This is a genomic window from Sporosarcina ureae DSM 2281, from assembly GCF_000425545.1.
Classification (GTDB): domain Bacteria; phylum Bacillota; class Bacilli; order Bacillales_A; family Planococcaceae; genus Sporosarcina; species Sporosarcina ureae.
Window position 1 is genome coordinate 63,016 of sequence record NZ_AUDQ01000010.1, and the last position, 13,808, is coordinate 76,823.

At 39.0% G+C, this 13,808-nt stretch carries 12 protein-coding genes; 2 read left to right on the top strand and 10 right to left on the bottom strand.

Translation table 11 applies throughout. The features are described from left to right. Nucleotides 1–102: 102 nt before the first annotated feature. The 7 genes from H605_RS0110840 to nadX all read right to left on the bottom strand — a co-directional run bounded on the left by H605_RS0110840 (nt 103) and on the right by nadX (nt 8,394). Nucleotides 103–1,107 carry a sensor histidine kinase gene (locus H605_RS0110840; protein ID WP_029054229.1) on the bottom strand — a complete coding sequence of 335 codons (1,005 nt, stop codon included), beginning with the start codon at nt 1,105–1,107 and terminating at the stop codon, nt 103–105. Beyond that, nucleotides 1,104–1,793: a response regulator transcription factor gene (locus H605_RS0110845; protein ID WP_029054230.1), complete on the bottom strand. Its 690-nt coding sequence runs from the start codon at nt 1,791–1,793 to the stop codon at nt 1,104–1,106. The genes H605_RS0110840 and H605_RS0110845 overlap by 4 nt, the downstream gene beginning before the upstream one ends. A gap of 106 nt (nt 1,794–1,899) precedes the next feature. After that, complete coding sequence (locus H605_RS0110850; RefSeq protein WP_029054231.1) at nt 1,900–2,679, bottom strand: YqhG family protein; 780 nt, start codon at nt 2,677–2,679, stop codon at nt 1,900–1,902. Between the two features lie 13 nt (nt 2,680–2,692). Then, complete coding sequence (locus tag H605_RS0110855; protein ID WP_029054232.1) at nt 2,693–4,225, bottom strand: DEAD/DEAH box helicase; 1,533 nt, start codon at nt 4,223–4,225, stop codon at nt 2,693–2,695. A gap of 112 nt (nt 4,226–4,337) precedes the next feature. After that, nucleotides 4,338–5,780: a vWA domain-containing protein gene (locus tag H605_RS0110860; protein ID WP_029054233.1), complete on the bottom strand. Its 1,443-nt coding sequence runs from the start codon at nt 5,778–5,780 to the stop codon at nt 4,338–4,340. Between the two features lie 15 nt (nt 5,781–5,795). Further along, on the bottom strand, nt 5,796–6,980 hold the full coding sequence (locus H605_RS0110865; RefSeq protein WP_029054234.1) for an AAA family ATPase: 1,185 nt from the start codon (nt 6,978–6,980) through the stop codon (nt 5,796–5,798). 631 nt (nt 6,981–7,611) lie between these two features. Beyond that, on the bottom strand, nt 7,612–8,394 hold the full coding sequence (gene nadX, locus H605_RS0110870; RefSeq protein ID WP_029054235.1) for an aspartate dehydrogenase: 783 nt from the start codon (nt 8,392–8,394) through the stop codon (nt 7,612–7,614). A 144-nt stretch (nt 8,395–8,538) separates the two neighbouring features. Here nadX and H605_RS0110875 point away from each other — a divergent pair, with 144 nt between their 5' ends. Beyond that, a complete protein-coding gene (locus H605_RS0110875) occupies nt 8,539–9,315 on the top strand; it encodes a DUF2935 domain-containing protein (RefSeq protein WP_029054236.1) in 777 nt (258 codons plus the stop codon). A gap of 226 nt (nt 9,316–9,541) precedes the next feature. Here H605_RS0110875 and H605_RS0110880 read toward each other — a convergent pair whose 3' ends face one another. Both H605_RS0110880 and H605_RS0110885 read right to left on the bottom strand, forming a co-directional pair. Beyond that, nucleotides 9,542–9,955, bottom strand: coding sequence for a universal stress protein (locus H605_RS0110880; RefSeq protein ID WP_029054237.1), 414 nt, complete (start codon nt 9,953–9,955; stop codon nt 9,542–9,544). 13 nt (nt 9,956–9,968) lie between these two features. After that, nucleotides 9,969–11,378, bottom strand: a complete 1,410-nt coding sequence (locus tag H605_RS0110885) for a SulP family inorganic anion transporter (protein ID WP_029054238.1) — start codon at nt 11,376–11,378, stop codon at nt 9,969–9,971. A 107-nt stretch (nt 11,379–11,485) separates the two neighbouring features. Between H605_RS0110885 and H605_RS0110890 the strand changes: the two genes are divergently transcribed. Next, on the top strand, nt 11,486–12,043 hold the full coding sequence (locus H605_RS0110890) for a recombinase family protein (RefSeq protein ID WP_029054239.1): 558 nt from the start codon (nt 11,486–11,488) through the stop codon (nt 12,041–12,043). A gap of 221 nt (nt 12,044–12,264) precedes the next feature. Here H605_RS0110890 and H605_RS0110895 read toward each other — a convergent pair whose 3' ends face one another. Continuing rightward, on the bottom strand, nt 12,265–13,773 hold the full coding sequence (locus H605_RS0110895) for a multicopper oxidase family protein (protein WP_029054240.1): 1,509 nt from the start codon (nt 13,771–13,773) through the stop codon (nt 12,265–12,267). Nucleotides 13,774–13,808: the final 35 nt, after the last annotated feature.

Consider the following 13,808-nt stretch of genomic DNA (forward strand, 5'->3'; position numbering starts at 1 on the left):
TCCATCACTCCTTGTGTATTCTATCTTAATCAATGTACAAATTTTTCTCCTGTCTTTGATATGACAATTAGAAAAAGCATGTGACGATACTGTCACATGCTTTTACATACGCGCTATACGAACCATTTCGTTTTCTTTTGCAAAAATCAACGACAACCGCGTACCTTCCCCTACTGCTGACTCTACTTCCATCGTAATTAGGAGGGATTCTGCTACTTGTTTTGCTAAATACAGCCCCATTCCTGTAGCCGCATGATTTTGATGGTTTGCTGTTCCAGTGAAACCCTTATCGAATATACGAGACAAGTCTCTTGGCGCGATACCCTGCCCAAAGTCTTCGATCGATAACGTGGTGATCCCACCCTTGCTAGTACACCGGATACGTATGTCCGAATCCTCACTGTATTTCACCGCATTCGATAGCAATTGCCTTAGAATGAAGCCAAGCCATTTTGCATCGGTCAATACTTTTTCTGCTTCCAATGATACATTAAAACCAATCCGCTTTTGCATACACCATTGCTTTAACGATTTTATCTCCTGAAATAACAACTTTTGTACATCGACCTTTTCAATATATAAATCATTCTGGATAAATGGGATACGCTTTTGATGTAGTTGCTGGTCGAGTAACAAATGGATGCGAAGCCACTCGTACATCAACTGTGATCGAAGCACAGGATCTTCTGTTCGTTCGATCATTAATTGCAGCGTTGTCAGTGGTGTTTTCACTTCATGTATCCAATTCAACATGTCATCTTTCTCTTGCTCTAAACTGATTTGCAATTCATCCAACTGTTTTTTAAACACTTGAATTTGTCCGGAAATTCTTTCGGAAGAAATGGCTTCGAAAGGACTGGTAGCTTCAGGTATTGCAGTAAGATCGAACGACGGTTCTAACTTTTCTAAGCTTTTATAAAATCTCGTTTCTATTCCATAACGCATGACTATAAATATAACAAAAGACAAACAAGATATGAATGTTATATAGACAGTAGACAAAAATGGAATACTCGTGTCCAAGTAACCCATCGCTAGAACGAGCAGTTGCAAGAAGATGAAAAACAGTATCCAACTCACACGTTCTTTTAAAAATATTCGGATCATAATTGCTTTTCCTTCGCCATATACCCTTGCCCCACTTTTGTTTCGATCACATCTACCAAACCGATCTCTGCGATCCGTTTACGTAAACGGTTGACATTGACCGTCAGCGTATTATCGCTGACAAATCGTTCATCATCCCAAAGGCTTGTGATGATTTCTTCTCTTGATACAATTTCATTCTTTCTCTCTATTAATACTTTTAAGATGAAAATTTCGTTTTTCGTCAACTCAATAGTCCCGTTCTCATTGGTGAGCGTACCTTTGACAAAATCTACAGCGGCATCACACCACGTTTTCATTTCCAAAGTCTGATCGATACTATAGTTATACACACGGCGTAAAACCGCTTGAATCTTTGCGATCAATACGTCAAAGTGAAACGGCTTTTGAACGAAATCATCGGCTCCGAGTTGCATCGACATCACCATGTCAGTCGGATGATCCCGTGAAGACAGAAAAATAATTGGGACATTCGAATGTGTTCGAATCATCCGACACCAATGAAATCCATCGAACTTTGGTAATTGAATATCGATGATTACAAGATCTGGTTTGATTTCCGTGAATTCTTGCAGTACATTTCCAAAATCTCCGATCCCCGCCACTAAGTAAGACCATTGCGTTAACCGTTCTTTTATTTCCTCAAATAATGTTTGATCATCTTCGATTAGCATAATTGTAAACAATGAACTCACCACACTTTTCTTCGTTGCTATTAGTTTATCCTATAAACAGTCAGAATCAAAACAGCGCGCAAGTGAAAGCAGATTCACTTGCGCGCTATTTTGATTTCTATTTCAAATAAAATAAGCCACCATTTACAACATCCACTGAAATCCGTGGCTTAAAACGTTCTTCCATTGCCTGCTTCTCCATCTCATAACACTCAGGTTTAGGTTCTTGTCCTTCATAGAAATAATCTAGTACCGCCTGGTCTTTCCTCCATCTCTTTTCTGCTTCCTCCACCCACGTTAGATCTTCACCTTCAATTACTTGTGTGATCACAGCATCTAATCGATCAAGCGCACGGACAGGTGTGATGATATAAGGTAAATGAAATACCTGTTCAGACGATTGGTCGGATAAATCCAGCATACTAATAGTTTCCTGGAACTCTTTTACAACAGCCCCCGTCATCAAATTGATACCTACTGAATACAACATCTCTTTTGTTTGATGACTGGTAAATGACACTTTGTAATTAACACCGACCCAAGGAGTCAAGATCAGCTGCTCGCTCGTATCCTCTATATGCTCATACATTTTCACAAACTGTCCCATTTCTTTCGTTACTTGAAATAATTGATGCAGTCGCGGTGACCCAAGGTGGATTATTTCCCCTTTCATCCCATTATGCAACTGTTGCATATCTGTAATTAGCGTTAGCTGTGCCGGATTCGGTGTCTCATTAACGCTTTCTATATACCTCCAATAAAAAGGGCGGTTCATGATTCTTTTATCCATATCAATTGTTAGTTGCACGGTTAGATAATGTTCATTCCCATGAAGTATTTCACAGTCATTCTCTTTGAAGAATCTGTGAAGGTACGTATGGATCTCTGTCGAATGCATAAATTCTCCTCCTTCACACAGACCGTTCTTTCATTTCCAAAATATCATCTAGTTCGCCTACTACTTGTTCAAATGTCTCAATCTTTCCTTGCAGCACTTTCATCACATGATCATCAATCGTTTCTTTCACAGCAAGATTATAAATCTGTACGTCATGTTCTTGTCCCAACCGATGAACACGTCCAATTCGTTGTTCCAATTTCATAGGATTCCAAGGGAGGTCGTAATTGATGACGTGATGGCAAAATTGCAAGTTAATTCCCTCTGCTCCAGATTCTGTTGCGATCAGCACTTGTGCTTGTTGCTTGAATAAATGCTTAATCCATTCACGGCTACTTTTGCTTAGCTTTCCATTGAAAATGACATTCGATATGCCATTTGCATACAGATAATCACTTAAATACAACTGTGTCATCCGATACTCAGTAAAAATAATTACTTTTTCATTCGCTTGTATGATCAGTTCCGTGGCCTTTTTTGCTTTTGAATGAATTGATAATTTCTCCAATTGTCCAATGACTTCTTCCACATGTGTAATTTCTTCAACTTGCTTACATTCCGGCAATAAATTCCTCAATGTACCGATTGTCGCCTCGGGGCTGCTACACATTTCCCTTTGTAAAGTCATCGTGGAAAATGCACCCGAAAATACCGAAGATATATGTTTCAGATTGGATATAGCTGTGTATACTTGTCTTTCATGGTCCGTGAATGTGATAGGAATTGTATGAACTTTCCTTGTGGACCATTCCACACCCGTGTCCTGTCGCCTGTTTCGTACCATAACTTGGCTGACTAGTTCTTTTAAATAACTATCTCGTTCTTCATCACGATTTTTTGCAGAGAACACGGAAGAAAACTCATCATAGTTTCCTAAATGACCTTGTTTAAGTAAAGTCACCAGATAAAACAATTCAAACGTATCATTTTGAATCGGCGTGGCTGTAAGTAATAAACAGAATTTCTTCTTCAAACTTTGTACAAATTCATAACTAATTGTCTGATGATTTTTCAACTTATGCGCTTCATCTACAATAATCAAATCATAGTCTTGCGCATAGATTTTCTCTTTATGCGGACTGCGTTTGGCTGTGTCCATACTCATGACTACTACATCGACATAGTCAAGCTCATAATTCTTTTTGTACAGCAGCGCAGGGATATGGAATTTTGTATACAACTCTTCCACCCATTGATTAACGAGAGAAGCTGGTACTAAAATTAGCACTTTTTTTACAAGCCCTCGCAGCAAGTATTCTTTAATGATCAGACCTGCTTCAATGGTCTTACCGAGCCCTACTTCATCCGCTAAAATCGCTTTACCATTCATCTGTTCAATCACTCGTTCAGCCGCTTCTATCTGATGGGGTAACGGTTTTATGTTTGGTAAGTAAGCAAGTGACTGCAATCCAGTGAAATTCGTTATTAAATTATTTTCTGCTATGGTATAGCTCAAGTTATACAGCACCGAATTATTCCATGGTTCATGGTTTTCAAGTCGTTGAATAAACCCTTCTTTCCAAGAAGACGATCTTTCAATTAGCATTCCAATCACCTCAACTAGCTTGTATGTTTTGATTAGAATACCCAGAAAACATCATATTATGATAAACAAAAAAGACCCTTCGCATACTGAAGGGTTTTAGGACTTGCATCTATTAAATCTCAAAAGCGATAAAGCTTCCTTCGTCATCAAAATTGGTTACATGAAGTACTCGGTCTGAAAATGATTCTGCGACGGCCGTATCTTTCCCTATTGCTAGGGTGAGTACATTAAACTCTTTTTGTTTTTTCTTCTCATTGAATTCTGTTAGGAAACTTTCGCTCATTTCATCTTCTCCATCACTAACAAAAATGACATCTGCATGTTTGAAAGTACTGTCTTCTATTACTTCAAGGGCTCCTTGCAGTGACAGTGTAAAGTCTGTTCCCCCACCCAAGTATGTTCTAGCAAGTCGTGCAAGTTCATTTGAAGTGATCTTGCCTTTAAGAAATACCTCTTTTTGAATGGTCGTGGAAAATAATATCACGCATAGATCGCGGCGTTGTTTCTTGGCGATTGATAGAAGCGCCAGGATGAATCCTTTTGACTGATTATCAAGCAATTTCATACTTCCCGATTGGTCAAGACAAAAAATAATTGGACCTTTGCCAAGATTCTCTCGCTTCTTCTGTTCAAACTGCATCGTGTTTCCTTCCGCAAAGCGGCGCAAGAAATCTTTTTTCGTCGAGTCATTTGCATAGAGTCCTAATTCCATCGGCAAGAGACGTTCCATTTCATTCCCAACAGTTACGCCACGCCTCTCGATCGCCTCCACATAGTTCGTCTTCTGTTTTTCACGTGCTACTTCTTGAAAACGACCTGCCCACTCTGCAATTTCTTGCATTTTAGGATCCATCGCTACTTGATCCGCCACTGCAAGTTGTTCACGCAACGGCACTTTCTTTAACTCTGCATCTCCTTTACCTGCACTGCTCCCACCCATCAGCGAAATCAGGCTGTCTTTTACTTTGATCGACTCTTCTACCGCTTCATCGATCGCTTGCAAAAATCGTTCGCCATTCGTTTCAAGTGTGAATTCGAGTCGATCATTTAACTTATCCGTAGCATCAGCTAATTCTTGGATAGGTCCATCTTCTATTTCGTTCTGTTGTTCATCCACATAGTCAATCGGCACGTCATCTTGTAGCGCTTCTACAGCTTCCATTTTCTTCAGTAAGTCTTCATCCATAGCTTTTGATTCCGCTAGCCATAGATTAATCATCTCAACCAATTTCACGGTACAGACAGTCGCGGCCAGATCGTCCAATCGAGTAAAGTTTCTATATTCTTCAAAACGTTCATCTTTCATTAGCTTTTCTATAATGGTCTTGTTCGGTTTCAGTGCTGGATCCATTCCCTCTAGTAAAATCCGTGGTTTCATTTTATACAGTGATGCCCAAACATCACCAAGCAATGCTTCTGTAGTAGGTAATTGTCCTTCTTCCCTGACCTTTTGCAAACCATCTGACATCTCGAACAGTTCTTTAAAACGTCTTTTATCAAATGCATCGGTATTCAGTACGGAGCGATAATCTCTAATTATTTTACTTCTTTTCATAGAATATCACTCCTTTTACATTCTAAAGAAGACTCCATATTGCTCACCATTTTCATCATTCTTACCATTCGTTTCACCATAATAAGCAGCATCCATACGACTACTTTCCACTTCGTTTTTTAAGGAAGTAATTTGTTTTTGTAAATGATCAACTTCAGTCGCACGGCTTGCATTTTGCTCTTTCAACTCATTTAATTCCGTTGATAAAGCAGAAATTTTCTGGATTGCTTCCATACCCACTTCAGTTGAATGATCACGTACTGCGGAATCATAGATTTCATTCGCTTCATTTTCAATGGCTGAAAGCCTTTGTGCTAATCCATCTTGTGAATGTCTACGAACGATAGTGCAAACAGTCTCTTTCTGATCCAAAGTCTCCCAGAGTGCGTTCTCAAGAATCACCAGATCATCTGTCTGTACGGATTCTCTTTGATGGATCAAAGCTCTCGCTTGCAAGATACTCAAAGACTGTTTGAATCGACGATCAGACGGCTGAATTCCTTCGTCTTGAAGTTCTCTTCGAATCGTAGACAATGTCTCATATACTTCATCTGGAATATGCACCTCATTAGTCCTATTTTGAAGTTGCACTAGGTCGTCCAAATGCATCGTCGGAATTTCGACATGTTCGCCTTCATCTTTCATCATCGATACAAAATTAGATTCATCTTCAATGAAATTGATTTCGAAACGTAATAGGAAACGGTCAAATAACGCTTCAAGTCCTTCGCCATCCTCTGGATATTCGTTGGAAGCGCCAATGACTGACATTAATGGTGCTTCAATCGGTTGTCCATCATTATAAAATAGTCTTTCGTTAATTAAAGTCAACAGACTGTTTAATATTGCAGAGTTTGCTTTAAAAATTTCATCCAAAAACACCAAATGTGCTTCCGGCATTTTAGTAGCAGTATTGCGCTTATATACACCTTCTTCTAAGTCTTTTAGCGACAGCGGTCCGAATACCTCTTCCGGGGTACTAAATCTGGTCAGTAACCATTGAAAATAAGACGTTCCATTCACAATCTTTGCTAACTCTACTGATAATGCTGATTTCGCTGTCCCTGCTGGCCCGATCATTAACATATGCTGTTTGGAAAGGAGAGCTACTAAAATTCCCTCTACTTCGTTTTCACGTTCAAAAAACTTTGCGTTTAGTGCTTTTTTTATTTCATGTAACTTTTTTATGTTCATATCCATATAGACATCTCCTCAAATCATAATAACGAATCATTGTTCTCTTTATGTAACAGTGTGACTGTAATATGAGGATTTTAACCGCCTACACCGTAATTCTTTCATTGATCATGCAATAATTCATTTTATATTCTTGTCTAACTTTTCACATATAGTTAGAGTTCTGTTATTAGTAATTATTTACAGTAACCTGTTTACTTCTCTTACCCCTTTTACCCCTTATTCACTCATCTCATTAGTACTTTTATCAATATGTTTTCATAATACTATGCAAAGATTAAATACCAGCTAACGTACTTCGAGACAACCGCTAATCATGGAAAAAAGGCAATGATTCCGGTATCTCGATTAGTTAAATACAGTCATAATAAAAAGGCTCCCCATGATGGGTAGCCTTTTCTTTGTAGGGAACTTAATACTATAGCGGGTCTACTACTACATCCCCGTTCTGATCTAGTAAAGCAGTAATCCCAGTTCCTGAACAACCCCCGAGTGGAGATAGTTTACGCCCGTATTCCAATCAACTAAAACCGTTATTCTTGCAAGCGACGGGATGTCATCTGTTGATTTCACATAGAATCGGGTCTCTGTTTCTTCTTTTTATCTCCAAACATATAAAACACCCTCTCTTTAGTCAACTTCCTACGGTAATCGCATTTCCTCTGTTTTGTAAAGTAGATACTATACTCAACGCTGCAAGATAGCTTGTTTTAGGGTTGTTTGGCATTGGCTCATTTTCGATTAGTAAATTCATTTTGCCGAAATCACCTTTTGCTTCAATAGTATGTGTGTTTCGTTGAATATTCGGATCTGCTATTACGCGTACTGCCGTTTTATCTGCGCCCAATCCTGCAATTGATAGTAGTAATGCAACATTGACGTTTTTAGGGAATTTTTCAATGGCATCAATTGCCATACCATCAAAAATGCATTCTTCTACATGCTTCACATCAAGTCCCAGTGATTGGTAGGACTTCCTAGTCGTAATGCGTACTTCCTGTAATCCACCAAGAGAATTTGCAGATTGCAGAAGATCCAGTCCACCAATCGCTCCTGAAGGTAGATATATATGTTGCTGATTCTTCCGCGCTACTTCTTTCATTTCATTTAAATACTCAATATCTTTAAATGCCCCTATACTACTCACTATCAGGTGTTTCTTATTGTCCAGCACTTCTTCCATATGCTCCATTGCAACTCCAATCGTTGCAGCTTCCACGACTACATCCATAGGTGATTGAATGAATTCCTTAAAGTCTGTATAGAACTTTGCGCTATACTGTGATTCTAGCTTTGACCCCACCTCTTGGTTACGTCCGAATATCGAGACAATTTCAGCTTCCACTTTGCCGTTCCTATTGATACTCTCTAATAGATACTGCGCAATATTGCCAGTTCCGATTATGCCGATTTTCATTTTACAACACCTCTTTCTTCAGTATATACACTTCCCCAAGAAATAGATGGCTTTCTACTTCAATACCCTGCCTATACATAAACAACACTAGGAATGAATAGGATGGTAAAGATATCAGATAGGTAAATTAGGGGGTATGCATGAATGGCTGGTTATACAGATAATTATGAACGTGATACGTATGGGATTATTGATTTTTGGGTGCGCAATAACTTCGAACATGGGGAGTTTTTCGATCGAGAAATCAGTCACCATGAGTTGGAATTAGCACGCGCTAATCAACAAATGGTCGACCGAATGGGGAAGATCTTTAAAAAGACTGAATCCAAAACTGGCGATATTGGATTAATAATCGATGAGGCCAAGAGCTCTACAAAAGAGTTCGCTGATCTACTAATGCATACAATGGATCGGGCATTACATTGCGACGTAATTATTTCTACTCCTACTTCTCTTCTTGATCACATGATTCGTGAAGCGGAAGAAGCAGAGCGTGTGTTTAAATTAATTGAAACGAATTCTTATATCACGCCAGCTGACGCGACATTGCATGAGAACAACTTCTGGCTACGTCAAATGCTCGACCACCTCTTATTCATCAGTCATTACGTAGATGCTTCTAACTATGAATTACATGATCAAGTTCGCGCAATGACAAGGAAGTTTGAAAACCTGCTGTTACAGGCTCAAGCTTTGAAAACTATTATTCGTAGACCACGCAATGAAGTTTCACCCGTGTTGAATACATTCAATCAAATGGTGATAAAAGAGGCAAAAGCACTGGAAGCTTTTAAGTTGGAATTAAGTGAACTGATTAAAGCATGTGCCGCGGTCACGACTGCCCCGCCTGATTTGTTAGAACATATTGCGAGAGAAGCCCACCATCTGTGGAAAAACCTCGAAGATCAGGTCGTAAACTAATTTTCATGAAAACATGACGGGAATTTACTCGTCGTGTTTTTTTATCCTGTAAAAGTCTAGCGGCAACATTTTACTGCTTATGCTAATCACATATCGAGTTATGAACTATTGGAACACAAAGTCTTTACTTGCTCTAGATTGAATGGTAGTGATTTACGAGTAGGTATCCTCTGATCATTGCAAAAAGGAGATTGTCTACGCTGATATAGCGTGACAACCTCCTTTTTTATTTCACTATGGTCACAGGACACCCTACATGCTTCATCACCTTATGGCTGACGCTACCTAAAACCATTTCTTGAAATGAATTTAGACCACGGCTACCGATGACTAGTTTGTCGATTTTCTTTTCATTTACATAGTCGATTATTTCCTGGCTAGGATTCCCTTTGAGCATGATTACTTTCGCATCCACAGCCGCTTCCTTTGCCATAGCTAAAATCGGATGCATCTTTTGTTCGCGTTTCAACGCTAGACTTTCAGGGCTTTGTGATAACAGTCTTTCATCCTTCGCCTTGCTAAGATCTTGTACATAAATAATCTCTAACGTAACTTTAGGCAAATATTCTGCTAGCATAATCGCATGTTTTGCGGCACGCATCGCATTTTCAGAACCATCAATCGCTACAGCAATTTTCATATCGTTCACTCCCTCACAATAGTTTTTCATATAATTGTTCACTTGATGAATTTAGCCCACGAATCGTGACTGCCATCCCTTTACTCTCGAGCTTAGTTATCACTTTTAAAATCGCACCCACTGCCGACTCATCCCACAGCTGACTGTTTTCAAAATCAATGACAATCTGTTTTTCATTTATATTATCAAATGCCTGAATAAACTTCGTCGTAGAAGCAAAAAATAATGGACCTTGTATTTTATAGATACCCTTTTCATTCGTTACCGAGACACGTGATATCTTCGCAACGAAGAATAATGCACTAAGGATAACTCCGATCACTACGCCTATCGCTAAGTTATGCGTGTATAAAATCATTACTACAGTAATCAGCATAACAATCGATTCTGATCGGGGGGCGGAACGTAAAAATTTAAACGATCCCCAGTTAAAAGTCGTAGCCGCCACCATAACCATCACACCCGCAAGAACAGGCATTGGGATTTTGATGACCAAGTCCCCTAATACAATAATCAAAAACATTAAAAATGCTCCAGCAGTCAATGTAGATAGCCGACCTCTACCACCTGATTTGATATTGATCACCGATTGACCGATCAGCGCACACCCCGCCATTCCACCGAAAAATCCAGTGATGAAGTTGGCAATACCTTGTCCGCGTGCTTCACGGTTTTTATTACTAGGTGTGTCCGTCATATCATCGAGCACTTGCGAAGTCAGTAGCGATTCAAGTAACCCTACAATAGAAAGGGCCAATGAATACGGTAAAATAATTTTCAGTGTTTCAAAATTCAGTGGGATATCAGGGAAGAAGAATGTTGGCAATGAACTCGGCATTGTCCCCAAATCACCAATTGACTGCAATTTCACTCCACTGAACAGCGCAATTGCGGTCATAACAACAATCGCAATTAACGGAGCGGGTATCGCTGTGAAAAAACGCGGAACCGCATATACCAAAATCAATGTAGCGATCGCGAATACATACGTCATCGTACCTGAACCTACAAGGTAAGGTAGCTGTGTGATAAAGATCATAATTCCTAACGCATTGACGAATCCAAGCATGACTGAATTCGGTATGAAGCGCATTAAATTCGCCACTCCTAGTGAGCCTAAAATTAATTGAATAATACCCGTTAAGATAGTCGCTGCCAGTACATACTCTAGGCCATGATCCGCCATTAAACTAACTAGCACTAGTGCCATTGCACCCGTAGCAGCCGAGATCAATCCGGGTCTACCTCCGACAAATGCAGTAATAACGGCAATAGTAAATGATGCATATAGCGCTACCCGTGGATCCACCCCGACGATAAACGCAAAAGCCAATGCTTCCGGTATGAGCGCGAGACCGACGACTATACCTGCCAATATATCCGCACGTACATTCCCAAACCATTGTTGTTGTAAAGTTTGCATATTTTTCTCCTCTCGTGATGTGAAAAAATCAACTCAATGTTAGAATGTACATAGCATATCATTTACAGTCCCATAAGTGAACAGTTTTGGGATGAAAGGAGTAAAAAATGAAGTATGGATATATCCGCCCGATTGTAGGTGATCAGCAAACTACTGAACAACTAGCAAATCTTACTATAGACACGATTTATGTAGAATCACATGGACTGGCTAAACAAAGAGTGGAGCTTGAACGACTACTAATGGATGTCCAAAGTGGAGACACATTGTACGTACAAAACATTGAAGTGTTAGCTGACTCGCTTCAGCAACTTTGGGATATTTTACGTTTGGCAGAACGTGATCAACTCATAATTAATTTTGTGGACGAACAGCTAACGAATCAAACTATGCAATCTACCACATTGCTGCAAAACGTAGAGTTTTTCGCAAAGCTGCAAACCACTTTTCTCAGTCATTCCTCTACATTTTCACTACAAGTTGCGAAACAACAAGGTAAAACAATTGGACGTCCACGAAAGTCTGATGATAACTTACAACGCGCATTTGAAATGTATGATAGTAAGAATTTCACTTTGTTCGATATCAAAGAAGAAACAGGTATTAGTAAATCAACACTCTATCGCTATTTGGATGAGAGAGCAGCATCGTATGATAAGCAGTAGTTTTTCATCTGGTTAATTTTCTTTATCTGTAGTTTCAGTGTCACTTGCTCAGATAGCAGAAGTATCAAGTATTAAAATGGTTTTTTATAATCAATTCATTCCTATTGTTTTTCTTATTAGAATTCCCTTCTGACGAACTCAATTTGTACTTGCCCTATTTCATAAAAAGCGTAAAGTAGCCAGTGAAATAAATATTTCACTGGCTACTTTAGGCATCACTTTTATTTCACTTCTATTTGTCCCATCATCCCGTTGTCTTCATGCTCTAAAATATGACAATGAAACATATACACACCTTTATGCTTAAATTGTATGGCAATCTTCACTTTTTCTCCTGGATGAATAGCAATTGTATCCTTCCATCCTTGTTCATACTCTTTAGGTTCTACTCCATCTCGTGAAACTATTTTAAACTGTGTTCCGTGAATGTGGAATGGGTGAATCATACCACCCATCATATCTTTTTTATTATAGATCTCCCATACTTCTGTCACGCCTTGTTCTTGCGTAAAATCTATTCTTTCCGGATCAAATTTCTTTCCATTTATCTCAACATGTTCCATCATACCAAAAAGCTCTATATTCTTCGTAACCGGCATATTTTCTTCTTCATCCGTTACGGCAAAATCATTTAGCTTCTCGGATGTTTTCAAACTATCCGCTTCTTGATTTGATACGTCAAACGGTAAAAGGATAGATCCATCTTCATTAATTAGAGACAAATCATTTGTAGAATTAAGTTGCGAGAAATCAATAATTATTTCCGCTCGTTCTGATGGTGTCAAAGTTACTTCATTCAATGTAACAGGTTCATTCAAGAAGCCACCATCTGTCGCAATTTGAACAAACGATTCACCTGTATTCAATTTGAATGTGAAATTTCTCGCGTTTGATCCATTTAGCAAGCGAAGACGCACTTGTTCTTTCTCTACTGGTAATACAGGATTTACTGTGCCGTTGACCAATAACGTATCGCCTATCGTTCCATCTTCGTTCATTACCGCTTTATAATCCAATTGGCCTTGCTCATCGAAAATTCGATCTTGGAAAACTAAAGGTATATCATTTTTTCCGTATTCTTTAGGAATTTCTAATTTCGCTGAATTAGAATCCTCAATATAAATTAGCCCTGCAAGTCCTTTGTATACTTGTTCAGATGTCTTTCCCTCGGGATGTGGATGAAACCATAACGTAGCCGCTTCTTGTGTCACTTTAAATTCTATTTGTTCTTTTTCACCAGGACTAAGTGTAGTATGCGGTCCGCCATCTGCTTCACCAGGCACTTCTAAACCATGCCAATGAAACGTTGTCTCTTGATCCAATTCATTGATTGTGTTAATTTTTATGGTTTCACCTTTTTTAAATTGAAGAACCGGACCTAACAGATCACCGTTATATCCCAAGGTTTCTGTAGTCATCCCATCAAGTATATCTACCTTACCTGTTTGCGCTTTAATAGTATATTCAGTTCTATCTGTCGCATCACTAGTTAGCAATGGTGGGATATTTAATTCATTTACACCTGTCGAGTCTTTTAAACTCACTACATTGTCATGGCTCATATGTCCGTGTTCCATTGTAGAGTCATCCATCATGTGATGATTTCCTTCGTTGCTCTGTTGATTCATCATGTGTTGATTGTTCGGTTCATTCGATTGTGTATCGTTATTACAACCACTGACCAGTAGAAAACCCGTTAGAAGTATAATGGGTTGAATTTTTTTACTCATCAAGCTATCCCCTTTTTCATTTTCTATTGATTTCA

Coding starts and splice junctions, on each gene's coding strand:
- H605_RS0110840 (WP_029054229.1), bottom strand. CDS start 1,107: ATGATCCGAATATTTTTAAAAGAACGTGTGAGTTGGATACTGTTTTTC.
- H605_RS0110850 (WP_029054231.1), bottom strand. CDS start 2,679: ATGCATTCGACAGAGATCCATACGTACCTTCACAGATTCTTCAAAGAG.
- H605_RS0110855 (WP_029054232.1), bottom strand. CDS start 4,225: ATGCTAATTGAAAGATCGTCTTCTTGGAAAGAAGGGTTTATTCAACGA.
- H605_RS0110860 (WP_029054233.1), bottom strand. CDS start 5,780: ATGAAAAGAAGTAAAATAATTAGAGATTATCGCTCCGTACTGAATACC.
- H605_RS0110865 (WP_029054234.1), bottom strand. CDS start 6,980: ATGGATATGAACATAAAAAAGTTACATGAAATAAAAAAAGCACTAAAC.
- nadX (WP_029054235.1), bottom strand. CDS start 8,394: ATGAAAATCGGCATAATCGGAACTGGCAATATTGCGCAGTATCTATTA.
- H605_RS0110875 (WP_029054236.1), top strand. CDS start 8,539: ATGGCTGGTTATACAGATAATTATGAACGTGATACGTATGGGATTATT.
- H605_RS0110880 (WP_029054237.1), bottom strand. CDS start 9,955: ATGAAAATTGCTGTAGCGATTGATGGTTCTGAAAATGCGATGCGTGCC.
- H605_RS0110885 (WP_029054238.1), bottom strand. CDS start 11,378: ATGCAAACTTTACAACAACAATGGTTTGGGAATGTACGTGCGGATATA.
- H605_RS0110890 (WP_029054239.1), top strand. CDS start 11,486: ATGAAGTATGGATATATCCGCCCGATTGTAGGTGATCAGCAAACTACT.
- H605_RS0110895 (WP_029054240.1), bottom strand. CDS start 13,773: ATGAGTAAAAAAATTCAACCCATTATACTTCTAACGGGTTTTCTACTG.